19 protein-coding genes and 6 pseudogenes are annotated in these 21869 nt (G+C 69.2%); 14 read left to right on the plus strand and 11 right to left on the minus strand.

Annotated features, from left to right (window positions below):
* Positions 1-64: 64 nt before the first annotated feature.
* Positions 65-790 (minus strand): glycoside hydrolase family 11 protein, encoded by a 726-nt coding sequence (locus tag AAC944_RS36330; RefSeq protein ID WP_030622421.1) that lies wholly within the window; start codon positions 788-790, stop codon positions 65-67.
* A 580-nt stretch (positions 791-1370) separates the two neighbouring features.
* On the opposite strand from AAC944_RS36330, the gene AAC944_RS36335 reads away from it, so the two are divergent.
* Positions 1371-2438, plus strand: coding sequence for a hypothetical protein (locus tag AAC944_RS36335; protein ID WP_196943275.1), 1068 nt, complete (start codon positions 1371-1373; stop codon positions 2436-2438).
* A 136-nt stretch (positions 2439-2574) separates the two neighbouring features.
* A complete protein-coding gene (locus tag AAC944_RS36340; RefSeq protein ID WP_063760012.1) occupies positions 2575-3042 on the plus strand; it encodes an SUKH-3 domain-containing protein in 468 nt (155 codons plus the stop codon).
* Between the two features lie 162 nt (positions 3043-3204).
* On the opposite strand, the gene AAC944_RS36345 is transcribed toward AAC944_RS36340, so the two are convergent.
* Positions 3205-4110 carry a helix-turn-helix transcriptional regulator gene (locus AAC944_RS36345; protein WP_030622428.1) on the minus strand — a complete coding sequence of 302 codons (906 nt, stop codon included), beginning with the start codon at positions 4108-4110 and terminating at the stop codon, positions 3205-3207.
* A gap of 202 nt (positions 4111-4312) precedes the next feature.
* Between AAC944_RS36345 and AAC944_RS36350 the strand changes: the two are divergent.
* From AAC944_RS36350 to AAC944_RS36360, 3 genes and pseudogenes are all read left to right on the plus strand, one after another.
* Positions 4313-4660 (plus strand): annotated as a pseudogene (locus AAC944_RS36350) (SDR family NAD(P)-dependent oxidoreductase); the annotation flags it as partial.
* A 94-nt stretch (positions 4661-4754) separates the two neighbouring features.
* Positions 4755-5090, plus strand: a complete 336-nt coding sequence (locus AAC944_RS36355; protein WP_368397357.1) for a hypothetical protein — start codon at positions 4755-4757, stop codon at positions 5088-5090.
* A gap of 185 nt (positions 5091-5275) precedes the next feature.
* Positions 5276-5506, plus strand: a complete 231-nt coding sequence (locus tag AAC944_RS36360) for a tautomerase family protein (protein ID WP_030622431.1) — start codon at positions 5276-5278, stop codon at positions 5504-5506.
* A 336-nt stretch (positions 5507-5842) separates the two neighbouring features.
* Here the strand turns inward: AAC944_RS36360 and AAC944_RS36365 are convergent, their stop codons facing one another.
* The 3 genes and pseudogenes from AAC944_RS36365 to AAC944_RS36375 all read right to left on the minus strand — a co-directional run bounded on the left by AAC944_RS36365 (position 5843) and on the right by AAC944_RS36375 (position 8985).
* Positions 5843-7147 carry an amidohydrolase family protein gene (locus tag AAC944_RS36365; RefSeq protein ID WP_368396705.1) on the minus strand — a complete coding sequence of 435 codons (1305 nt, stop codon included), beginning with the start codon at positions 7145-7147 and terminating at the stop codon, positions 5843-5845.
* A 231-nt stretch (positions 7148-7378) separates the two neighbouring features.
* Positions 7379-7819: pseudogene (locus tag AAC944_RS36370) on the minus strand (Rrf2 family transcriptional regulator); the annotation flags it as partial.
* Between the two features lie 566 nt (positions 7820-8385).
* A complete protein-coding gene (locus tag AAC944_RS36375) occupies positions 8386-8985 on the minus strand; it encodes a TetR/AcrR family transcriptional regulator (protein WP_030622438.1) in 600 nt (199 codons plus the stop codon).
* A 118-nt stretch (positions 8986-9103) separates the two neighbouring features.
* Here AAC944_RS36375 and AAC944_RS36380 point away from each other — a divergent pair.
* Together AAC944_RS36380 and AAC944_RS36385 are read left to right on the plus strand one after the other, a co-directional pair.
* Positions 9104-9795: pseudogene (locus tag AAC944_RS36380) on the plus strand (SDR family NAD(P)-dependent oxidoreductase); the annotation flags it as partial.
* Positions 9796-9891: 96 nt separating this feature from the next.
* Positions 9892-10641 carry an SDR family oxidoreductase gene (locus AAC944_RS36385; RefSeq protein WP_030625414.1) on the plus strand — a complete coding sequence of 250 codons (750 nt, stop codon included), beginning with the start codon at positions 9892-9894 and terminating at the stop codon, positions 10639-10641.
* Positions 10642-11195: 554 nt separating this feature from the next.
* Here AAC944_RS36385 and AAC944_RS36390 read toward each other — a convergent pair.
* Positions 11196-12077: a helix-turn-helix transcriptional regulator gene (locus tag AAC944_RS36390; RefSeq protein WP_030625411.1), complete on the minus strand. Its 882-nt coding sequence runs from the start codon at positions 12075-12077 to the stop codon at positions 11196-11198.
* A gap of 139 nt (positions 12078-12216) precedes the next feature.
* On the opposite strand from AAC944_RS36390, the gene AAC944_RS36395 reads away from it, so the two are divergent.
* The 3 genes and pseudogenes from AAC944_RS36395 to AAC944_RS36405 all read left to right on the plus strand — a co-directional run bounded on the left by AAC944_RS36395 (position 12217) and on the right by AAC944_RS36405 (position 14367).
* Positions 12217-12501 carry an Atu4866 domain-containing protein gene (locus AAC944_RS36395; protein ID WP_037773708.1) on the plus strand — a complete coding sequence of 95 codons (285 nt, stop codon included), beginning with the start codon at positions 12217-12219 and terminating at the stop codon, positions 12499-12501.
* Between the two features lie 122 nt (positions 12502-12623).
* A pseudogene (locus AAC944_RS36400) lies at positions 12624-13380 on the plus strand (SDR family NAD(P)-dependent oxidoreductase).
* Positions 13381-13590: 210 nt separating this feature from the next.
* The gene (locus AAC944_RS36405) at positions 13591-14367 is read left to right on the plus strand and encodes an SDR family NAD(P)-dependent oxidoreductase (RefSeq protein ID WP_030625402.1); all 777 of its coding nucleotides are present in this window, start codon (positions 13591-13593) and stop codon (positions 14365-14367) included.
* Positions 14368-14535: 168 nt separating this feature from the next.
* Here the strand turns inward: AAC944_RS36405 and AAC944_RS36410 are convergent, their stop codons facing one another.
* Positions 14536-14679 carry a hypothetical protein gene (locus tag AAC944_RS36410; RefSeq protein WP_368396706.1) on the minus strand — a complete coding sequence of 48 codons (144 nt, stop codon included), beginning with the start codon at positions 14677-14679 and terminating at the stop codon, positions 14536-14538.
* Between the two features lie 97 nt (positions 14680-14776).
* Here AAC944_RS36410 and AAC944_RS36415 point away from each other — a divergent pair, with 97 nt between their 5' ends.
* From AAC944_RS36415 to AAC944_RS36430, 4 genes and pseudogenes are all read left to right on the plus strand, one after another.
* A complete protein-coding gene (locus AAC944_RS36415) occupies positions 14777-15073 on the plus strand; it encodes a replication-relaxation family protein (RefSeq protein ID WP_368396708.1) in 297 nt (98 codons plus the stop codon).
* 385 nt (positions 15074-15458) lie between these two features.
* Positions 15459-15753 (plus strand): annotated as a pseudogene (locus AAC944_RS36420) (hypothetical protein).
* A 132-nt stretch (positions 15754-15885) separates the two neighbouring features.
* A complete protein-coding gene (locus AAC944_RS36425) occupies positions 15886-16293 on the plus strand; it encodes a hypothetical protein (protein WP_368396711.1) in 408 nt (135 codons plus the stop codon).
* Between the two features lie 43 nt (positions 16294-16336).
* Positions 16337-17425, plus strand: coding sequence for a hypothetical protein (locus tag AAC944_RS36430; protein ID WP_368396713.1), 1089 nt, complete (start codon positions 16337-16339; stop codon positions 17423-17425).
* A gap of 31 nt (positions 17426-17456) precedes the next feature.
* On the opposite strand, the gene tpg is transcribed toward AAC944_RS36430, so the two are convergent.
* The 4 genes and pseudogenes from tpg to AAC944_RS36450 all read right to left on the minus strand — a co-directional run bounded on the left by tpg (position 17457) and on the right by AAC944_RS36450 (position 21218).
* Positions 17457-17816, minus strand: a complete 360-nt coding sequence (gene tpg / locus AAC944_RS36435; RefSeq protein ID WP_368396714.1) for a telomere-protecting terminal protein Tpg — start codon at positions 17814-17816, stop codon at positions 17457-17459.
* Positions 17817-17865: 49 nt separating this feature from the next.
* Positions 17866-18054 (minus strand): annotated as a pseudogene (locus AAC944_RS36440) (hypothetical protein); the annotation flags it as partial.
* Positions 18055-18171: 117 nt separating this feature from the next.
* The gene (locus AAC944_RS36445; protein WP_030625396.1) at positions 18172-20817 is read right to left on the minus strand and encodes a DEAD/DEAH box helicase; all 2646 of its coding nucleotides are present in this window, start codon (positions 20815-20817) and stop codon (positions 18172-18174) included.
* A gap of 41 nt (positions 20818-20858) precedes the next feature.
* Positions 20859-21218 carry a hypothetical protein gene (locus AAC944_RS36450; protein ID WP_368396715.1) on the minus strand — a complete coding sequence of 120 codons (360 nt, stop codon included), beginning with the start codon at positions 21216-21218 and terminating at the stop codon, positions 20859-20861.
* Between the last annotated feature and the right edge of the window lie 651 nt (positions 21219-21869).

The following is a 21869-nucleotide window of genomic DNA, read 5'->3' on the forward strand; positions in this document are numbered from 1 at the left end:
TTCGCCACGGTTGCGGGACCCGCCACGAGGACGGGCCCGCAGCCGGTTGTTCGCCGGACAGAGGTCAGCCGCTGACCGTGATGTTGGAGCTTCCGCTGCTCTGGTAACCCTCGGTGGCCATGATCATGTAGTACTTGAACTGGCCCATGTTCATGCCCGCGCGCGCCCAGGCGTCGAAGTGGTTGCCGGTGGTGATGGTGCCGGAGCCGCTGGTCACCTTCGACTGCCGGACGCTCCAGTACTGGTCGAAGGTGCGGGTGCCCTCGACGGAGGGGGCGTTGTACCGCGTCGTCTTGTAGATGTCGTACGTGCCGCCGTCGCTGTAGACAGTGCCTCTGTACTCGCCGGTGGGTCGGTAGCTGCCCCAGTTGTCGACGATGTAGTACTCCACCAGCGGGTTCGACGTCCAGCCGTAGAGGCAGCCGTAGCCGTTGCCCGACGGGTTGAAGTAGCCGGTGTAGCGGACCGTCCTGCGCCCGCCGGTGTTCCAGCCCTTGCCGGCGACGAAGTTGCCGCAGTTGGTCCACCGGGTGCTGTAACTGCCGCCGCCGTTGAGCGTCATGGAGACGGAGCCGCCGCCGTCGGTCCAGAACGAGTAGTACATGCCGTCGTAGCCGGTCTGGTTGGTGGTGATGGTGGTGGCGGCGTGGGCGGTGCCGGGCAGCAGCAGTCCGGACGCGGTGGCGAGCGCGACGGCGCCGGCGCCGCCGAGGAAGCCTCGTCGGCTCAAGCCGCTGAAGGGAGCGGGGTTCTGCTGGATCTGGTCCTGCTGCGTGCTGTCCTGCTGCATGCGTCCTCCCGATGAAGGCTGGTGGGGCGGGGCGGCTTCTGCTGCCCGCGGCCTTGCATGGAACACGGCGGGGGTCACCCGTCGTCGTGCCGCAACGACCGACCGCCATCCCCGGTCACATGACGCGAAGGGAACGACGGCCTCCTGTCGCTCGGTGGCCACAGTTTTCGTAAAGCGCCATGAGCCTGTCAACACTTTCGACATTCTTTCGGAAACTCTTTTATAGCCAGAAGAGGTCTTGGCGAGTATGTATTCGCTGGTCAAGCCTCTCCTCACGCTAACCGTTGCGAGGAGTGGAATGAGATGAGGGAGGAGCATAATGCAAGCATGCACAGGAAGTTCGAAAACTTTCGGAGCGGGGACGCGACTGCGGCAGCCCCCACTGGGAACGACTGCGCGCGAACGGCCTGAAAGCCACCGCGTACGACGCGGCGAAATCCGCGACCGTCGTCTACGCCGAGGTGCGGTGCCGCGCCCGGACCCTCGAATCCGTCAGCCTCGTCCTGACAGCACAGCTCGCGGAACGCTCCCGCAGCTGAAGGTCTGCGACGGCACCGCCTTCCTCCACCCCCGCACACGCATGGGCCGGCAGTACGCCAAGCTCAGCCTCGACACCCCCGACGCGGTCTCCGCCGGTCTGGACGCCGCCCGCCACCCCGGCTCCACCGCCTACGAGGAGCACCAGCGCACCCGCGGCCGCGAGTTGCACGTCCTCCGGGAGAAGCTGAGGGACGACGACCGGTGCGCTGACGAGCAGTACGAGGCCCTCAAGGGCCCGTCCGGCCACTCCGGCTGGCTCCGGCTGGCCGCCAACCACACCGCCGCCGCCGATCTCCAGGACGCTCTGGCCGGGGTGTACGAGGAGTTGTTGACCGCCGAACCGTCCCTGGCCGAGGAGCACCGCGCCAGCGCCGAGCAGTACCGCGCGTACCCCCAGAACGCCCAGAACGTCCGCAAGTACGTCGAACTGGCTCTGAAGCGAACAGGGCGAACTCCGGCCCGGTCCGGTGAGCGGGTGCGGCGCGTGACGGGGCCACGGCCTGGCGCTGCGATCGGCAGCGGCGGCATGCAGCGCCTCCAGCAGCAGGCAGCCTGGGTACGCGCCGAACACCGGGTACTGACGTCGGTGATGGCAGGACCAGTAGCTCACCACCCGACGCTCGGTCCGCCGGAAGAAGGCCGGGTTGCGCGCGAGGAAATCCCCGTACAGCTTCCACGAAGCAGACCATGGAGTGGCGAGGTCGGGCAGGCCGTACCGGATCGCCTCCAGGATCTCCAGGACGTACTCGCCGACCAGTTGCACCACGAACGGGGCGGCCCACGGTTCGCTGGAGCCGAGGATCTGCTCCAGGTGACGCTGGCGGACCCGCCCGTCCCCGTCGCGCGAGTACAGGCAGTGCAGGATCAGCCGCTGGGTCGCCGTGAGCGAGCGTTGCGCACCGGAGACCGGCTCGTCGTGGTAGATCCGGTACGGGATGGTGACCGTCTCCCCGGACACCTCGACCCGGAACGGCCGTATGTGCGGGTACCGACTTCTCGGCATCACCGCCAGGACGTCCCGCACCTCATCGGCCAGCGAGGAGGGAACGCCGCCGTCAGAACACCGTCGATCTCCGCCGTGGTCCGCAGCTGCATCCCAGGAGCATAAGCCGGTCTCCCTGTGTTGCCCTGCGGCTTGGCTTGGTCCTTGAGTACCGGACCTGGTCCGCGGTCACACGCTTCTCTCCTGGGCTGCCAGCTGGGATGATCGCCTGGTGGGTCAAGGTGGAAGAGCTGGGCCTGTCATGAGCGAATGGCCGCCGGCGGTGCGTAAGGACTTGGAGGCTTCGGGATGGATGGCGGGCAGGCGGGTCGACACGGCCGACTGGCGATCCCTGTTCGAAGGGGTCGGTATCGTCATGCACGACGCCGCGGAGAGGTTTCTCCAGGAGTTCGGGGGGCTGACCGTGAGCATCGGCGGTCCGGGCATCAACTGCGCCCGGGAGCCATTCGTACTGGACCCGGAGTTGGCTCGGGGAGAGGACGACCGGTTCTCCGAGTGGAGCGACGCCTTGGGAAGACGTCTCTTCCCGCTCGGCGAGCTCGATCACGGCCGATGCTTTCTCGGTATCGATGAGGGCAGTGAGATTTACCTTGTCGAGGCCTGGGTCGCCAGCTTCGGACCAATGCCGCATGCCCTGGAAAATCTGATCTCCGGCGTGATGCCCCGCAGGATCGATGGTGAACTCAGGCAGTTGGATCAGGTCCGCTGAGAGGCCGCCGCGAGAGCAGAAACTGCAGATGGAAGGAGACTGGCGTTCTCGGCGAGGGCGGCAGCTTCAGTCACGACGACCGCCCCTGAGCTCAACCCCATGATCCCGATCGACGACCTCACTCGCCTTGCCGGGAAGACAGCCCGCCCTCGGCGGCGCGGGTCAGCGCTGCGATCCGGATTCCGCCGCGGGCAGCCTCTCCGGTGCCGTGCCCTCGGTGACGCTCAGGTCCTGGGTTCCTATGACGGACAGCAGTTCCAGTTGCTCGGCTCCCGGGCTTCCGGGCGGTGCGGTGAACCACAGCAGGCGTTGGCGTCCGTCCTCGCTGAGCAGGTTGTAGCAGTCGAGTTCGATGATGCCGAGCGTGGGGTGGACGATCTTCTTGTGGTCCATGCGGCGCACCGCGACGTCGTGGGTGTCCCAGAGGGCTGCGAATTCCTGGCTGCGGCGGCGTAGCACAGCGATCATCTTCGTGACCTCCGCGTCCCGGCCGCGCCGGGCGGCCGCTGCCTGGAGGTCGGCCACGAACACCCGGGAGTGGTGCGGGTGGTCCTCGGGCGGGTACCTCTCACGTGCTCGCGGGTCGGTGAACCAGCGGTACACGAAGCTCGCCGCCGGGCCGCGGTGTGCCGGGGACGTGCCGAGCAGGTTCCGGGCCAGGTCGTTTTCCACCAGGGTTTCGTGCAGGTCGGTGATGACGCGCGCGGGGGTGTTGGACAGCCGGTCCAGGAGTCCGAGAAGCGCGGGCTGCACGTGTGCCGACGGTCCGTGTGCCGACGGGGGGATCGGCCGTTCGGCCAGGTGAAACAGATGGTCGCGCTCGTCGCCGGTCAGGCGCAGGGCTCGGGCGAGGGCGGCCAGGGTCTGGGCCGAGGGCTGCACGCCGTGCTGTGCGCTGCCGCGTTCCAGCTCGGTGTAGTAGTCGGCTGACAGCCCTGCCAGCTGGGCGACTTCTTCGCGGCGCAGTCCGGGGACGCGCCGGCGCGGGCCTTGGGGGAGACCGACTTCCGCGGGGCGGATGCGGTCGCGGCGTGTCCTGAGGAAGGCGCCGAGTTCTGGAAGGTTCACCCCTTCATGGTCGCGCGTGCGCCAGGCCGTAGCCAGGGGGTGGCATCCCCTGGGTGAACGCAGCCCTGGCTAGGGGTGGGGGACCGGCCGATCGTTGAGGACGCAGCAGGGCGACGGCGAGACCGCGGCCTGATCGCATTCACGACAGGAGTCGGTACTGAACCGCCCACAGCCACCCCATCGATCAACGAGAGGCCCCGTCATGAGGAACGACGACGCCGGAAAGGTCGTCCTGGTCACCAAGGCCGCCAGCGGAATCGCGGCGTTGTCCGTGCGTGTCCGGGCCCCCGCCGGTCACACCGTGTACGCGGGCATCCGCCGGACCACGACCCGTGACGTGACCGCGGTGGCCGGCCTGGCGCACTACGGCACCGACCACCAGGTCGAGGCGCATACCGTGGAGCTGGACGTCACCTGCCAGGACTCCGCCGACGCCGCGGTCGACCGGATCGTCGCCGAGCGCGACCGGCTGGACGTGGTCGAGCACAACGCCGGACACGTGGTCCTGGGCGCCGCCGAGGCGGCGTTCACTGCCGAGCAGTTCGCGGACCTGTACGACGTGAACGTCCCGTCCTGGGTGCCCCGCGCGCCAAGCGCGCTGCCCTGCCGAAGTCGTCGTGTGAGCAGGGCTCGGGGCTGCTGGTGTGGATCGGCAGCTCCAGCACCCGCGGCGGCTGCCCCCGTTCCTGGCCCCGTACTTCGCCGGCAAGGCCGTGATGGACGCCCTGGTCGTCAGCTACGCCGCCGAGGTGCTCCCGTTCGGCATCGACCACGATCGTGGTGCTCGGTGCGTTCACCACCGACACCAACCACTTCGCCGACGCAGACGCCCCGCCGACATCGACCGTGCGGAAGTCCACGACCAGCGTCACCGACCTCTGAGGGGCGATCCGGGCAAGTGCCTGGCCGCGCTCATCCCTTCGGACGCCGATGTGACCGAGGTCGCTGAAGCCGAGGCGCGGCTGGTCGCGATGGCGTAAGGCACTCGGCCGCTGCTCACCCACTCAGACCCCGGCCGAGACGGCAGCGAAGTCGTCTCCGGGGTCGCCGACCGCCTCCGCGCCGACTGGCTCCGCGCCGACTGCCTCCGCCGCATCGGACTGGACAGCCTGCTCACCGCAGGCAGCTCCCTGTAGCGCCCCACTGAGAGAAGGAACAACCAGCCATGCCTTTCGCGAACTTCAAGGTCCCCGAGAAGACCCTCACCCCGGAGCAGAAGGAGGAGATCGTCACCCGCACCACCGAGCTGTACGTCGAGATCTACGGCGAGCGCGCCCGCAACAACACCATGGTGCTGGTCGAAGAGGTCGCCGACGGCGGCTGGGGCATCTCCGGCAACGTGCTGACCCTGGCCATGCTCGGTGAGACGACACCGACCGACACCGGCGACGCCTGACCGCACCCACCGGCCGTCATTCGGCCAGGACAGCACCTTGGAACCGAGGGCCGCCGCCGATCGCTCCCGGCGGCCGGCTTCGTTCACTTTCCGCAGCAGCGTGTGTCCGGCACTTGGGGCAGCAGCTGGAGGCCGACGGCCCTGCGAATGTTCACGAGAAATGACGTCAGCGCATGGGACCGTCATCCGCTGTGAGGCGGTGGGCCGTTGAGAGGAGAACCGGGGCCTGATCTGAGACATCCGAAACGAGAACTGGCGCCACGCGGTAGCCGCTGAAACAGTGGTGAGGCATCGCCGCCGCCAGGAGAAGACCGCCACCACCCGCCTGGCCGGGCTTCATATCGGGGCGGCGCCTTTCTCGGCCCGCCCGGTGATTCCGGACGACGCTGCCTGGCGCCTGTCGACGGCTAGCTCGCCGTTCTGGATCACCATGCGGAGGGCGCGAAGGTTGCCGATGTCCGCAGTGGGATCGGCATTCAGCACGAGCAGGTCGGCGCGCTTGCCGGGGGCCACCGTGCCGAGGTCGGGGCGGACACACTGGCGCGCCGCGCCGCTGGTGCCTGCGGCCAGCACCTGGGTGGGCGTCATCCCGGCCGCCACCATGAGTTCGGCTTCTTCCAGAGTGTTGGCTCCGAACAGGCCCCGGCCGCTGAAGGTGTCGCTGCCCAGCGCGATGTGCACGCCGGCCTCAGCGACCTTCTGGAGATTGCCACGGGCGTCCGGGTGGGCGTCGTCGATCCAGAGCGTGGGTGTGTAGGTGATGCCGTGTTCGAGCATCAGGTCGATGAGCGAGCGATCGGTGAGGGGTTCGACGGTGACACCGTGCTCCAGGCCGTCCGCCCCGGCCTCGACCGCCTCGCGTGCCGCGGCTTGCTGGGTGGTGTGGACGGTGACCCGAAGGCCCCGCTCGTGCCCGGTCTCGATACCCGCCCGAAGGAGATCGAGGGGAAGCCGTTCCAACTCGACACCATCCGTAAAGGCAGGATTCTGCCAGAAGTATTTCGGCTCGCCGGAGTGTGCGCACGCGCCTTCCGACAGGAGTTTGATCGCGTCCACCTTGCGGTCAGCGAGACGGTGCACCAGGTCGCGGATCTCCTGCACGCTGTCGACCTCTCCCGTGAAGCGCTCGCGCGCCCAGGGGTTGCCGTTGAAGACAGTGGCGGCGGGATGCCCGTCGCGTCCGGTGATACCGCAACCGGTCGCCAACAGCCGCGGGCCCCGCAGCGTGCCTGCGGCGATTCTGGCCCGGGTGTCCAGGATTCCGTCCGTGGGATCGCCCACCGACTTGATGGTGGTGACCCCGTGGTCGAGGAACAGCCCGAGCCTTCCGGGAAGCTCGTTCTCCTCGAAGGTCCGCATCGAATCGGGATCGGAGACCGCGCGCACGTCGTAGAAGTGGACATGAGTGTCGATCAGTCCCGGGATGACCCATCCTCCGGCCGCATCCACCTCCTGTCTGCCTCTGAGCGGCTCGGCCGAGACGGAAGCGATCTCTGCGCCGTCGATGGCGACGTCGTACAGACCGGTGAGCGCCTGGCGGCCGTCGAAGACACGTGCGCGACGGATCACGAGGTCGTAGGTCGCAGGACTGCGAGCCTCGGCGCTCGCGATCGCTTCGGCTTTCTGCTGCATCGCTTGCATCGCTCTCACTCCTGGCACGTTGTGAGTAGGTGGTCGAGTCCGGGTGCATGCAGAGGGATCGTGCGGCCGCTGACATCGGGAGCCGGAGGCCCTGAAGTCCCACACCCCGGAACGAACTGCAACTGCACTAGTTACAGTCAGGGGTGCGTCATGACGCGGGGCGTGTATGCGTCACGGCTGAATCAGCGGTCCCTCGCTTCGTTGTCGAGTGGTCCTTCGCTTCGTTGTGGAGTGGTCCCTCACTTCGTTGTCGAAGGCCAGTATCTGCTGCAGCAGGGCGGCGATCGTCGTCCGGCCGAGCTGTTCCTCCAGAGCCCGCTCCGCGTTCTGGAACTCGACGTCGAGCAGATCGCCGATGTTGCGGCCGATCACGCATGCCCCACTGGGTGGATGGGGGTGCCTCGAGAAGATCCGCGCCCCTTCCACGGCGGCGTACGCGTCATAAAGCGTGATGTCCCGCGGGTTGCGGGCAAGGGACCAGCCACCGCCCCGCCCCTCGGCGGACCGCACCAGGTGAGCGTCTCGCAAGCGGCCGAGGATGCGCCGCACGAGAACGGGATTGCTTTCGAGACTGTCCGCGATCTCCGCTGAAGTCAGCGAGCCTCCACGCCGGTGCGCCAGCATCGCAAGCGCGTGAATCGCGACCGTGCTCCTGCTGCTGAGCCCCGCCATCTCCGGCTCCTGTCGCCGCGGACTAACTGTCACCAAGCTAGTTGCAGTTAATTCGACGGTCAACCGAGTTGTCCGGGGCCTCGGCCCTGAGCAGGTCGGACGCGAGGCGACCGATGGCCTGGACAGGGTTGGCGCTGCGGGGTCTGGACAGGGGGGGGCGCTGCGGGGGGAGCCTCATGGCTCGTCGCCTTCATGGCCCGACGCCTCCGGGGTATTGCCGCTGGGATGTCTGGAGTCAACGCCCGCTTGCGTCGACGCGTCGGCGACCGGTCGCGCTCCGCCGTCGCCGGTGATGAACGGGAATGCGGCATGTGGTGCTCGTACAAGCGCAGGCTGTTCGCGTCGCAGCCGCACGGGTCGCGTAGCGTCAGGGCCGATGCTCATCGAACCGTGGAAAGCTTCCTTACTCCGGCGGGGGCTTCACTGATCGTTTCAGAAGGCGCTGCGCAGCCATCGGAAGCAGGTGATGGTTCAGGCGAGTTGGAGGAGTTCCTGGCGCAGGTCGGCGGGTATCTCGTAGCGGATGTGCAGGCGCTTGGACTGCTGCAGCCGCGCACGAGGTCCGGTCACGCCCGCAACCCGTCCACCGCCGCATCGATCGCTGCCAGGGCCGAGGCTCTGTCGAGCCCCGCCCTCGATACGAGCGAGAGCCCTTGGACCAGATAGAGCAGCATCTGGGCCTGGGCCGCGGGGTGGGCCTTGTCCGTGACCTCTCCGGCAGCCTGAGCGCGGCCGAGCGCGTCGGTGGCGATCTCGGTGAACCGGCGGTACGAGCGCGTGACGATCTCCGTGGCTTCGCTGTCCTGGGGGACGAGTTCGGCGGTCGTGTTGCCGACCAGGCAGCCCTGCGGCACGCCCACGTCGGAGATCAGTTCGTCCAGCCGCGCGGGATGGGTCAGGATCTTGCGCAGGGCAGGCAGGAGCGGACTGGTGTCGAGCGTGGCGATCAGGTGCCGCTCGTACACCTCCCAGTAGAGCCTGACGGCTTCGAGGTAGAAGCGGCGCTTGTCGCCGAATGCGCCGTAGAGACTGCCGCGCTCGACCGCCAGCGCGTCGACCAGGTCCTGGATCGACGTCGCCCCGTATCCCCGGGACCAGAACAGTCTGAGTGCGCGCTCCAGCGTCTGTTCCTTGTCGAACTCGCGGGGGCGTCCGGTTCGTGCCACGCGCTCGATGCTACGACTTCTTGACTTGGCGTTCAAGAAGTCGTAGCTTCCGTTGCATCACTTCTTGAACAGATGCACAGAAGTCAGTCGCTCACCGGCCGGCACGAAGGGCGAAGCAATGGAATGTGCAGGCAAGCAAGAATGTGCAGGCAAGACGGCACTCGTCACCGGATCCGGCGCGATCGGCGGACTCGGGCACGCGACGGCCAAGGTGCTGGCCGCGGGCGGCGCCGACCTGGCCCTGACCGGCACCGGTCCGAAGCGCGGTGCCCAGGTCGTAAAAGGCTTCCGCGCAGTCGGTGGCGAGTCCGCCGGGACGGTGCGTTTCGTCGCTGCCGATGTGTCCGATTCGGCGGGCGTGCGACAGCTGGCCGCGGCTGCCGAAGCCGTCGACATCTTGCTCAACAACGCGAGCGTCATGACGTTCTCCCCGGCCACCGGGCAGGATTTCGCGAGTTACGACGCCACCTTCGCGGTCAATGTGCGTGCCCCGTCCTGCTCACCGCTCTGCTCGCGGAGAAGATGGCCGCGGGCGGTGGCAGCATCGTCAACGTCCAATCCACCGCGGCCGGTCTCGGCATGCCGGGCATGACCGTCTACGGCGCGACCAAGGCGGTGCTCGAATCGCTGACCCGCACCTGGGCGGCGGAATTCGCCGAGTCGAACGTGCGGGTCAGCGCCGTCGCTCCGGGCCCGATGCGCACCTCGAAGGTGGTCGCGGCGGTGGGACCGGACATCGGTGGTATGAGCCTGGCCGCCGCACTCGAGCGCATCTCCGACCCGGCCGAGGTGCCGCACGTGATCGCGTTTGTCGTCAGTGGCCGGGCCAGTTGCATGACAGGGGCGATCGTGGCCGCTGACGGTGGCCGCACCGCAATCCGAGGAGATCCGAGGAGGGACAGAACCATGGATCGTCTTACGGGAAAGCACGCGCTGATCACAGGGGGGACGAGCGGCATCGGCCTCGAAACGGCCCGCGAGTTCCTCGCCGAGGGAGCGACTGTCGCCATCACCGGCCGCTCTCAGGAAAAGCTGGACGAGGCGGCCCGGCAATTGGACGGCCCGCTGCTGACCATCGCCAGTGACGCCGGCGACGTACCCGGCCAGGCGGCGCTCGCGGCGCGGCTCCAGGAGGAATGGCCGAAGCTCGACATCCTGATGAGCAACGCCGCCGACGTCACCCACCTCCCGATCGAGGCATGGACCGAGGAGGCGTTCGACAGGCTCCTCGCGACCAATCTTAAGTCGCCGTTCTTCCTGATCAGGGACCTGTTACCGCTTTTCTCCCAGCAGTCCTCGGTCATCCTCGTCGGCTCGGTCTCCGCGTACATCGGACACGAGAACGCGACGGTCTACGGCGCGGCCAAGGCGGGCCTGCTCTCCTACACGCGCGGGCTGACCCATGAACTGAAGGACCGAGGGATCCGCGTCAACGGACTGAGCCCGGGCCCGACGATCACCAACGCGTTCGCGCCCCTCGGCCCCGAGCGCCAGGCCGCCCTCTACGAGGAACTCCGGCGGACCGTGCCTCTCCATCGCCTGGGAACCGCCACCGAACTGGCGAAGGCAGCGGTCTATCTCGCCTCGGACGAATCCGCCTACACCGCAGGGACCGTGCTGCGCGTTGACGGGGGCATCGGGCAGCTCGCGTACTAGGCGGTTTCATGTTGGATCAGCGTGCGGACCAGAGGAAGACGCCTGCGACGTAGAGTCCGCCAGGTAGCCGACTGGGTGGCACCAAGCTGCGCTGGGAGCTGACCGCCGACCGCACCGAACGGGACACCCTGCGCCAGTAGGCTCTGAAGTCCCAGCTCTGACACCAGCCGCAGGGTAGTGGGGGGCGGGCTCGCCTTGGTGGCGGTCTGCTCGTGGTGTTCGGGGAGCGTCCGCATGACGGGTGACGGGTGACGGGTGATGGGTGACGGGGCCGGACATGGCGGCGAGCGCGGTGAGCACGATGCCGGACGGGTGGTGCGGACCCTTCAGCTCCTCGGCGAGGAAGTCCAGCCCGACATCACTCGCCGTCAGCTCCTGGGCGAGCAGGGCGAGCATGGCGAGTTCGATCCCGCAGCCGGGTCGCTTGTGCTCGTGGACGGCGAGGGTCACGGCGACGCCGCAGGAGCGGATCTCCCGGCGAGCTTCGCAGCGGCCTCCAGCTCCGGGCGGCTGTCGGCGTCGGCACCTGGGAAACAGGCGGCGGCGAAGCCGATCTATCGCCGTTGGTCTCCACGTTCCGTCGGCTGGTCAGCGATGGGGCCGGAGTCGGGCCGGCGCCGGGTGGCGTGGAGGGAACCGAGCAGATTGAGGGACTGGGCGCTGGGGCTGCCTGGTTCGGCGTGGTAGATGACGAGCTGCTGGCCGGGCGTCTCGCGTACGTCGAATGCTTGGTAGGTGAGGGTGAGCGGGCCGACCTCTGGGTGGAGGAAGTGTTTGGCGTCCTGGGTCTTGCCTCGCACGGTGTGGGACTGCCAGAGGCGGGTGAAGTCCGCGCTGTGCTCGATGAGGGTGCGGACGAGTTCGCGCAGCCGTGGATTGTCCGGGTCGAATCCGGTTGCCTCGCGAAGGTTGGCGACGGTGGCCTGTGCTGCCCGGTCCCAGTCCGTGTAGAAGGTGCGGCCCGCGGGGTCGAGGAAGGTCATGCGGGCCAAGTTGTCCGCCGGCTCGAACGGGGCGTAGAGGGCATCGGCCAAGGCGTTGACGGCGAGGAGGTCCAGGGTCCGGCTCATGACGAACGCTGGAGTGTTCGGGTAGCCGTCCATCAGCTGTCGCAGTGCCGGGCTGACCCGCTCGGCGGCGTGGACGGAGGGCCGTTCGCCTGGCGTGGCCCCGGCCAGCCGGTACAGGTGCGCGCGGGCGTCCGCGTCGAGGCGCAGCGCGCGGCTGAGCGCGTCGACCACCTGGGGTGAGGGGTTGCGTTCGCGGCCTTGTTCGAGGCGGGTGTAGTAGTCGGCGTTCACGCCGGCCAGGACGGCGACCTCCTCGCGGCGCAGGCCGGCGACTCGGCGGGCTCCGTAGCTGGTCATGCCGACGTCCTGCGGCTGCAGGCCGGCGCGGCGTGCGCGCAGGAAGTCTCCCAGGTGGTTGTCGTCCATGTGGTCAGGCTAGGCGGCGGCCCGGTGTGCTGCCTGGGTGTGGCACACCCAGGCAGCACGCGCCCTGGTCGGTGGCCGCTGACCTGCCCAGACTCGGTGGAGCGGGAGGGACCGCACCGTTCGAGGAGAGGAGTTTGCCGTGGCCGGGACCGTGGAGAGCGACCACGTCGACGTGGTCGGAACGGTCGGCGTGGTCGGAACGTGGGTGACCGCGGACGGGCACATCCGTCAGGAGCTACTGCGGGACGGCCGCTACGAAGAGGCCCGCGGCGAGCGGCGCAGCGCGTACACCGGCCGGTACACGGTGACCGGCAGCCACCTGGACTACGTCGACGACACCGGGTTCACCGCCACCGACGACATCCGGGACGGAGTGCTTTATCACGAGCACCTCGTGCTCTACCGGGAGCAGAAGTCGTCGTAGAGGAGGCCGGGCCGCGGCCGCCCTGGTCACCGGGGCGAAGCCGCCGTCGGCGGACCAAGAAGCCCGGCACAGCAGTCAGCCAGTCAGCCAGTCAGCATCAATGAGAACCAAGGATCACATCCATGACAGGACAACGACTTGACGGCAAGGTCGCGCTGATCACGGGCGCGACCGGCGGCCTCGGCACAGCGACCGCCGAACTCTTCGCCCGCGAAGGCGCCCGGCTGGTGGTCACCGATGTCGCCGAAGGCCCTGCGGGACCTGTCCCAGCGGATCGGGGCACGCGGCGCAGAGGTCGTCGCTGCCCGCCTCGATGTCTCCTCCGCGCGGGAGTGGGACGAAGTGATCACCGTCGTACGCGACCGGTTCGGAACGCTGGACGTGCTCGTGAATCTCGCCGGCATCCTGGACTGGCCAGGTGTCGAGGACACGCGGGAAGAGGCGTGGGACCGCGTCATCGACGTGAACCAGAAGGGCACCTGGCTCGGCATGAAGGCGGCGATGCCGCTCCTGCGTGCGAGCGGCAACGCCTCGGTGATCAATACCTCGTCCGTACTCGGCCTGGTGGGAAGCGGCGCGGCTGCGGCCTACCAGGCGTCCAAGGGGGCCGTGCGCCTGCTGAGCAAGACCGCCGCGGTCGAGTACGCCCGGCAGGGAGTACGGGTCAACTCGGTGCATCCCGGGGTGATCGCCACGCCGATGATCCAGGACCTCCTGGACGACCAGGGCGACCGGCAGCCGGACATCCGGCGCACCCCCATGCGCCGAGCCGGCCGCGCCGACGAGGTTGCCTCCGCGATCCTCTTCCTGGCCTGCGACGACTCCTCGTTCGTCACCGGCTCGGAGCTGGTGGTCGACGGCGGCCTCACCGCGCACTGAACAGCCCGGCCGTAGGACGGCCACGACGGCCACGACGGCCACGACGGCCTGCCGTGAACGCCGCACCCCGTGACCGCGTCAACGTCCTGGCCTACCTGGCCTACCTGGCCCGCCTGGCCTACCTGGCCCGCTCACCGCGCCACTGCACAGCACCTCAGGTCCGCCCGCACCGGCGCCTGCACTCACCTCACCTTCTCCAGGGACCGCACCATGACACCTGCAACTGCGTCCGCCGAAGCATCCGAATCCGCCGAGTTCGCTGGGATGACCGCTCTCGTCACCGGGGCCGCGCGCGGCGTGGGCAAGGAGACCGTGGCGCTTCTCCACGTCCGCGGCGCCCGCGTCGTAGCCGTGGACCTACGCCCCGACATCATGAGGCTGCCGGACGAGTTTCCCGGCGTATTCGCGATGCGCGGCGACATCACGCGGGAAGAGACCGCCGCCCGCGCGGTGCAATCGGCCCTGGACACCTTCGGAGGGCTGGACATCCTGGTGAACAACGCCGGACGCACTGTGAACAAGCCCATCACCGAAACCACCGCCGAGGACTGGGACGCTGTGATGGCGGTCAACGCCCGCGGCTCGTTCTTCTGCGCCCGTGAAGCATTTCGGGTCATGAAGAACCGCGGCGGCGGTGCCATCGTCAGTACCGGGTCCTACGCCGGCGCCGTCGCCCTGCCCGAAGGCGTCGCCTACAGCGCGTCGAAGGGCGCTCTGGCTCAACTGACCAAGGTGCTCGCCGTCGAGGGCGGGCCACTGGGCATCCGCGCTAATCTCGTTGCCGCAGGCGTCATCGAGACCGATTTCCTCGACACGATCCGCCCCGACAGCCGCTCATACCTGGCGTCCTTCGCTGAGGCGCAGCCCCTGGGACGAGTTGCGCAGCCCGAAGAGATCGCCGAGGTGCTGTGCTTCCTGGCGTCCCCGCGCTCCAGCTTCATCACAGGAGCCGTGGTCGCCGCTGACGGCGGCTTCACCGCGGTCTAGCGCCGCATCAGGCAGTATGTCTTCGGTGGCCACGGCCCGTAGGCCCGGGTTGTCAGCGGTTCCGCCGGATGACGTGGCGGTGAGGTGTCCGAGTCGTGCGGCGGGGCAGTCAGGCGGCCTGACTGTAGCCGTCGGCTCCTGCGCCGCCATCACTCCGCTCGACGCCGATCAGGCGTACAGCATCATGGCCCGGCTGCGCCTGGCCATGCCCCGCCAGCTCAAGATGTTGCTGCTGCCGACCACCAGGCAACGGACTATCTCCGCCGCGCGCTGCGCAACCTCCGCGCGGACGCCCTGGTTGCTCGGGTCCACCGCGCCCAGCACAGCTTCTGGTACTGCGTCCCGGCGGGCCTGGCCGAAGCTGCCGCCTCCGGCGAGCTGCCGCCGAGGGCCGGCTGGGCCACCCGGGATGCGCGCGGCTGGCGGCGGCGGGTGGCCACAGCCGCGCGGACCGGCTTGCGTGAGCACGCCCTCGCCCTGGTCGGCACCGGCATTGCTTCCACCAGGCGCAGACGGCCGACCTGCCGACTGGCAGGTAGAAGTCGCCCATCCCACGCCGGCCGGCCCCCTGATACCCGACGGCGCGGTGCTCCTGAGCGATGGCTCCCACGCGTTCGTGGAGATCGACCGCACGATGTCCTACGCTCGCCTGCTCGCCAAGCTGGAGCGCTACGACGCCTACCGCGGCGCGCCGGCGAGCGGATGAGGCAACGCCGCCCGTGTCCCGCGCAGCCACTGGCAGGAGACCTACGCCGGACCGACCCTGCACCGCCCCTTCCCGCCGGTGCTGTTCGTCTTCGCCCCGGCCCGGCGGCGCGCCGCCCCGGCAACGAGGGAGGCCGCGTTCTGCGACCGCGCTCGCCGCGTGGTGAGTGTGAACTACCGGATTATGGTGGCGACCACGACCCGGCCCTGCTGACCCGGTAGAGGCCCGACCGTCCGGTGTGGCGGGGCGTCGGCCACGGCGAGGACCGCCGGAACCTGGCCGCGCTGCCGACGCCGCGCTGAGCACGGCAGCGGGCCCGGCCTCCATCCAGGTGCCGGGCCTCTGCCGTCCGGCCGCGTTGCCGGTGGTGGCTGCAAGGCTGGGGATGAACGGCGATGAGCAGCTGCTGCGCGGCCGGGGCTACGGCCACGACCACGACACCCCGGCCCCGGCCCGCTGCCGCACCGGACGTACGCGGTGCTGTCGGCGGGCCGCTGGACGGGTTCCTGCTGGGCATCACCGGCTGGCGGCCGGGGGAAGCCGAGGACGGCGCGGCCCTGTCCACCGAGCTGTCGCGGTGGCCCGGCGGCCGCGCCCTGTACGACCCGCGCCCCGGCGAGCCGCGCACACCGGGCCCTGGAGTGAGCTGCCGCTTCTACTACTCCGGCGACACGCCCTGACCACGATGCGTCGGCCCCACCGACGATGGCGAGTCAGGCGTCGGTGAGGCGGTCGAAGCCGCTCAGCATCGGGGGCAGCTGGAGACAACAGGCTGCCACCTAAGAGGCTTGACAGCGGATGGTGAACTGATCATGAATCGCAACCTGAGAGGATCTGATGGCTGGGCGGGCGGCGAGGCCTTCGAATACTTCCGCTACCTATGGGACGAACCAGCCACCCAGCTCGCGATCATCTTCGTCGGCGGCGAAGGCTGCCACACCGTGCTGCGCCGCGAACCGATGCTCTCCTCCCGCATCTTCATCCGGCAGCACTTCACCCGCCTCACCCCCAACGAGGTCCTCGACGTCATCCCCCTGTTCCACCCGATCCGGGCCGATGCCGATCCCGAGGACATCACCTTCGCTGACAGCCACGCCGCGCACGGCAACTTCCGCGCCTGGGCCCAACTGACCGCCCACACCCGCACCGCCCTGACCCGCACCGGCCGCGCCCGCGTGAACCAGGAGCTGCTGCGCTGGGCCTTCAGTCGCCTCGCCTGAACACCACACCGCCACGCACCTCGCCGCGCCGCCGCCCGTCACTGTGGTCATCGACCCGGGCAACGATGTGATCTACACGCACACCGCCCTGGCCGCCCACCATCCGCCGTCCGGCCGGATCACCCTGCACCCCGGCCCGGGCACCACCAGCGAGACCGGCCTCGCCCACGACCTTCTCGCCGCCCTAGGCAAACCGCCCCTACTCCCGGGCCGCTTTCCCGGCGGCCGTCAGCCAGCCCGGCAGGCAGCCACTGCCTGGATGGCCGCCCTGCCCGTGACCCGGCTGACCGTCCTGCGCGCCCACCGCCTCACCCCCCCCGCCCGCCGCACGATGCGCCCCCTGCAGCTACAAGCCCTCACCGATATCCACCTGACCCCGATCTGCCACCGCTCTCACCTTCCCGCCGCTCTGCACCAGGCCCTGCGCACGGCCGACTACTCCGTCACCGCCGACTTCGAAGCCGCCCCGCCGCCACTACTACGGCACGCCTATCGCCGAACCCCCGCCGGCAGACGAGCCCGCCTGGCCGGCCAGCCGGTGGCTCACCCTGCCCGCACTGGACCGCCTCATCTCCTACGACAGCCCCGCCCCTGCACTGCCCCGTGCACGCCGCCCCCGATCGTCTTCCGGCACCGCCCACCGCCCGCTCCACTCACCCCGCACACCGCCCAGCGAGTCACCCACCGGCTTCGCACAGCAACCGCACATCCTCGCCTGGCCGCGGCCGTCGCCGCCGCGCTGTTCACCGGCGCCTCCCTCCAGCAACTCGCCACCGCCCGCCCCCGCGACTACGACGACGCTGCGGCCACACTCGCCCTGCACGACCGCGCCCGCTACACCGACGGCTGCGCCACCCACCCCGTACCGCCCTGGGCGGGCATCTTCCTGCGGGCCGCGGCCTGCTTCGCCCGGCTCGTACCCGGCGAGGGCCAGGAACTGCTCGCCGCGCCAGGTGACCGTGCGCACCTGCTGCGCCTGGCCGAGACGGCCAGGCTGCGCCCACCCCAGCCACCCACGGCCCGCCGCCAAGGCCCGGCCGGCCGTGTCGAGTGGGACTGGCAGGAGCGGCAGGAAGCTGAGAGGTACGAAGCGATGCCGGCCAGACGCGCCAGGCCCACCACGCGACGCTGAACACCTGACGTGTTCGCTCGAAGGTGCAAGCTCATCCGATCGAGAAGTCGGCGAACTCGATGTCGCTGAAGGCGATGCGTAAGCCGTGGGCGCGGCGGCCCCATTCGCGAAAGTAGGCATGTCCCAGCGCGCGGGCCAGGATCACCGTCTGCTGCTGCTCGCCCGCGCCGGCGTCCCGGGCGGCGAACAACTCCCGGGCTACCTCTCCCGGCAGGTACTGGGTGATGCACCGCACCCGCGGATCGTCCGAGGACCCTGCTGGCGCGGCGAACCCGAATCGCGCCCGGGTATGGAAGACGAAGCCCTCCGCTTCGGCCTGGGCACGCCGACGAGCCCGTATCCGGGGCTGCCACCGCGCCAAGACCGCTTCCTCGATCGCCCGGTCCTGCATCGCCCCCCGGCAGGCGGCGCGCTCCGGGCTTCTTCGTCACCCACCGCTGCACAGTGCGCTGCGACACCCCCAGCACGACGGCCACCCTCCGGGTGGAATACCGATTCGTTGCCAGCAGAAACCGCAGGCGAGCCTCGGTGCTCAAGGGAACGGGCCAGGTGCGTAACGCGTGCTCCAGCCCCTGCTCGATATGCCCCACGCCCGCCTCCTCCAAGTGGCCAGCCGATAAGGCCGGCACCCTGCGGCCATGACGTCAGTTCTCCCACACTCCCCGCCCCTCACCGCCGATTGCGGCATTCCCGGAACAGCAGTAGCTGGCATCGGCTAGAGGGCCCCTGCGTCGGCGACAGGGCGGCTATGCCCACTTCACGCCCAGCTCCCGCAGTGCATTCAGCTGGTCGTGAGTGAGCTTGTCGCGCCTCGATTTCGTGTTCGAGACCCACACGCCCAGCTTCACAAGCACCGGCTCGGCCTCGCCAACGACCGCGATTTCTTCGGCGTGACCCCTTGGTACCGGCCGGTCCGCGCCCTCCCGCTCCACCCATTGCGCGAGGGCCGCAAGTCCTCGCTGGAAGGCTGATGCCTTCCCGGTACCCTTGGCCGTCGGGGCGGGAGCCGGCGCTTCATCGGGCTGTACGCCCAGCGCTGTCAGCCGCTCCTGCTGCTCGGTGGTCAGCTGCGCCCACGTACTCGGCTGCTTCTGCCGCTGCAGCCACCTGCCCAGGTCATCCCCCTCGAAGAGCACTCCGCGCTGGATTTCGGCAAGGACGCCGGCCCCGTCGGCGTCGACCAGGTCGGCGAGGACGCGGTAGTGGCGTTGCCAGTCCAGCGGCCAGAGGCAGTTCCAGTCCGGGTCGATCTGGGTGAGCTGGGCGGCACGGGCTGCCGCACGCTGTGGGTTCTTGCCGAGGCCGTCCTTGCGGCGGAGGTTGGCCATGTGCTCCCCGACCGGGACCAGCTCACTGTCGGCGTCGCCCCATACAGCGTGCCGCCTAGGGGCGAGGTGGCCGTGGGCGCGGTGGAAGGAGCGCAGCGCGGCGAGTTTGCTCTCCCAGGCTTCGTCGCCGGGCTCCCACACCATTCCGGCTTCGTCGAGCAGCGTCTTGCGGTGGTCGCCGAGTTCGCCCGCACGGTACACGCGCCGCTGCTGGTGGACCCACCGCCCCAGAGGGAACGCCTTGGTGACGCCCACCGTCGTCTCGGTGTCGTACGGCACCGCGTACAGGCCGGTAATCCCGTTCTCTTGGCGCCAACGCAGGAGGGCTTGGTAGCCCTCGAGCCACACCAGGGATTCCGGCCGGTAGACCCGGGTGCGCAGGAACGCAGCGATGGTGGCGGCGTCGCGCGGGGTGGAGAAGTGCAGCAGCGCCGACTCCACCGCGCCCTCGGTCTCGTCCTGCCCGCCCTCGCCTCCGGCCGTGGTGCCGATGATCCGCCCGTCCTCGTCCCGCTTCACGTGCACGTGCCGCTGCCCGCTGCTCAGCGCCCGGCTGGCAAGCTGTTCGACGAGGCGTTCCGAATGTGAGCGCAGGCCCTGGAGAACGGCCACAAGGGGGCGAAACGAGGCGCTGGCGACCATGTCGGTGGGGTCCTCGCCGGGCTCCAGGAACACCGGCACAATGATCCTGGCGACCTTCGTGCTGCCGTCGCGGTTGAGCCGGAGCGCCCGGCCGATGTTCTGCACGATCTCGACCTGGGAGCCGCGGGTGTCGGCGAAGCACACTGCTTCCACGCCGCGCTCGCCGGTGATGTCCACGCCCTCCCCGAGCACCCGAACGCTCGCCAGGAACGCCCGGTGCACCCGGCGCCCGGCCGCGTTGATCCCATTGGCGAACTGCCGCAGCACCTCGCGCCGCTCGGAGACGAGGTGGTCGCCGCACAACCAGGCTGACCACACCCGGTCCGGGGGGACGTGGCGGCCGGCCTCCAGCTCGTAGAACTCCGCGTCGATCGACGATTTCGGCAACCGGTCCGCAGCCGCCAGGGCCCCGCCGGAGGCGTCGCCTGCGTACAGCTCCGCAGCTGTCTCTGGCAGCTTCTCCGCAAAGGCCGCCGCCTCCTCGACCTTCTGGTGGAACGTCATCACAGTGCGCAGGTTCCACCTCGCCGCGTGCTCCAGCAGCGCCGTCTGCAACAGGGCCAGGCGCCGGCCCCGCTGCGCCTCCTCGGATTCCCCGAGGGCGGGGGTGGGGTCGCGGATTTCCAGGACGTCGATCTCGAATCCGGCGAGGATGCCGCGCTCGATGGCCTCTGAGAGCCCGAGCTCGGCCAGCCACGGCCCGTACGTGCCGTCCGGGTCGTCGGCCATGCTGGCGAGCTCCAGCTCCTGGCCGTCCGCGCCCCTTCGCGGCTGGGGAGAGGCGAGGATGCGGGGGGTGGCGGTGAGATAGAGCCGGAAGTCGGCGGGGATCCGCTGGTTGTCGTGGATCGCCGCCCACGGACGACCAAGATCACCGGCGGTTCCGTGGGCCTCGTCCACGATCGCGAGGTCGAAGCCGTCCATGCGCTGCCCGTACAGCCGCTCGCCGCCCGCCAGAGCGGCCTCCAGCGGCCCGCGGACCTTCCGCTGGCCCGCGGGTGCGTCGAGGTCCTCGCGGTCCACTAGGGAGGCGTATGTGGCGAACACGACGATCGGCCCGTGCGCGGCCCACAGGGCGAGCTGGATCGGGTTGGTGGTGGTGCGCACCCTCAGCGAGTTGAGCACCGGGTCGTTCTCCAGCGAGCACACCGCGACCATCGGCGCCCGGTGGCCCACCAGGCGCCAGGCCTGGGCGGTCTGCACGAGCAGGTCCAGGGTCGGCACCGTCACCAGGATCCGCCGGCCGGAGAAGCACTCCAGCGCGCACGCGGCCGCTGTGATCGTCTTGCCCGACCCGGTCGCGGACACGATCGTGCCCCGTGCCCCCTCCGGGGGAACAGAAGATCTTGCAGGGAATCTGACCCATTCACGGAAGGCCGACTTCTGGTCGACCTGGTGTTCTCTGAGTGAGATTCCCTGCATTTACGGCTTCCTTTCCAGTGCTGGTTCTCAGGGGGGCGAGATTATGACGAAAGATGGTCTACGTCGTCACGTCCTCGAAGTCCCCATTCGTCGAGTCCGGCGTAGACAGTGGCGGTCAGGCACTGTGGCGCATCCATGACCTCGGCTTCGCCTCGATAGATGGCGATCAGCGAGTCGCCGCCGCGCCACCAGGTGTCCGCGAGGCCGGCAATCTCTGGCACGGCCTCGAAGCCGTCCAGTTCGAGGTCCTCCACAGCAGCACCCGTATACGTCGTGGTCGTACGCGCACTCCTGCGGGCGTGATCTGCCAGGGCGAGGGCTTCCACCCACCCTTCGACGCTGGCGTGCAAGGGCACCCACTTCCCGGCATGAAGCCCGAACTCCCCGTTCGGACCGATCATGAAGGAGTAGGGAAGAGCCGTACGCTGCGCGCCGGCTCCGAAGCGCCAGTCAGGGTCCGGTCCCTCGGGTACATCTCCGCTGAACGCCCGAGGCCCCCCGTCGTAGTGAGGAGAAGGAGGAAGGACCAGGCCACCCCAGACAGCCTCGAAGGCGGACACCCGATCGATCTGAGCTTCGGGGACCCCGCGCTCCATCCATCGACTCCTGTACCGCTCTATATCACCACGACCAGTCCAGTAGCCATGGCAGCCAATAAAGTACCTAGCTCTGCGGGTGATCCCTCCAGGAATACCATTGTTGATCGCCATCGCTCCACCCTCTACCATGTTTCTGCCAACGCTACATGCTGCATCAGCCTGATGCAGCCGCTACACTGGAACTCGACACGAACGAGCACCCCCTCCCCTCGTAGCCAGCCAGGCCCGTGTAACGGGCCTTCAGGTTCTGGAGGCGCAGCCGGAAGGACCGTTGGGGGCGGGGAGCGTAGCGGACCCGCCGGCTCCTGACTGGAGCGCAGCGGAAGTCAGGAGTTTTGGGGCGTAGCCCCACCGCTCCGGGAGCGCAGCGGACGGAGCGTCAACCCTGGCGCGCAGCGCCAGGGTTGTGCGGGTGGCGCAGCCACCCGCCAGCGCTCACGCTCCGCGTGAGCG

Source organism: Streptomyces sclerotialus, from assembly GCF_040907265.1.
GTDB lineage: Bacteria > Actinomycetota > Actinomycetes > Streptomycetales > Streptomycetaceae > Streptomyces > Streptomyces sclerotialus.

Coding starts and splice junctions, on each gene's coding strand:
- AAC944_RS36330 (WP_030622421.1), bottom strand. CDS start 790: ATGCAGCAGGACAGCACGCAGCAGGACCAGATCCAGCAGAACCCCGCT.
- AAC944_RS36335 (WP_196943275.1), top strand. CDS start 1,371: ATGGGCCGGCAGTACGCCAAGCTCAGCCTCGACACCCCCGACGCGGTC.
- AAC944_RS36340 (WP_063760012.1), top strand. CDS start 2,575: ATGAGCGAATGGCCGCCGGCGGTGCGTAAGGACTTGGAGGCTTCGGGA.
- AAC944_RS36360 (WP_030622431.1), top strand. CDS start 5,276: ATGCCTTTCGCGAACTTCAAGGTCCCCGAGAAGACCCTCACCCCGGAG.
- AAC944_RS36365 (WP_368396705.1), bottom strand. CDS start 7,147: ATGCAAGCGATGCAGCAGAAAGCCGAAGCGATCGCGAGCGCCGAGGCT.
- AAC944_RS36385 (WP_030625414.1), top strand. CDS start 9,892: ATGGATCGTCTTACGGGAAAGCACGCGCTGATCACAGGGGGGACGAGC.
- AAC944_RS36390 (WP_030625411.1), bottom strand. CDS start 12,077: ATGGACGACAACCACCTGGGAGACTTCCTGCGCGCACGCCGCGCCGGC.
- AAC944_RS36405 (WP_030625402.1), top strand. CDS start 13,591: ATGACACCTGCAACTGCGTCCGCCGAAGCATCCGAATCCGCCGAGTTC.
- AAC944_RS36415 (WP_368396708.1), top strand. CDS start 14,777: ATGCGCGCGGCTGGCGGCGGCGGGTGGCCACAGCCGCGCGGACCGGCT.
- AAC944_RS36425 (WP_368396711.1), top strand. CDS start 15,886: ATGAATCGCAACCTGAGAGGATCTGATGGCTGGGCGGGCGGCGAGGCC.
- tpg (WP_368396714.1), bottom strand. CDS start 17,816: ATGCAGGACCGGGCGATCGAGGAAGCGGTCTTGGCGCGGTGGCAGCCC.
- AAC944_RS36445 (WP_030625396.1), bottom strand. CDS start 20,817: ATGCAGGGAATCTCACTCAGAGAACACCAGGTCGACCAGAAGTCGGCC.
- AAC944_RS36450 (WP_368396715.1), bottom strand. CDS start 21,218: ATGATCGGTCCGAACGGGGAGTTCGGGCTTCATGCCGGGAAGTGGGTG.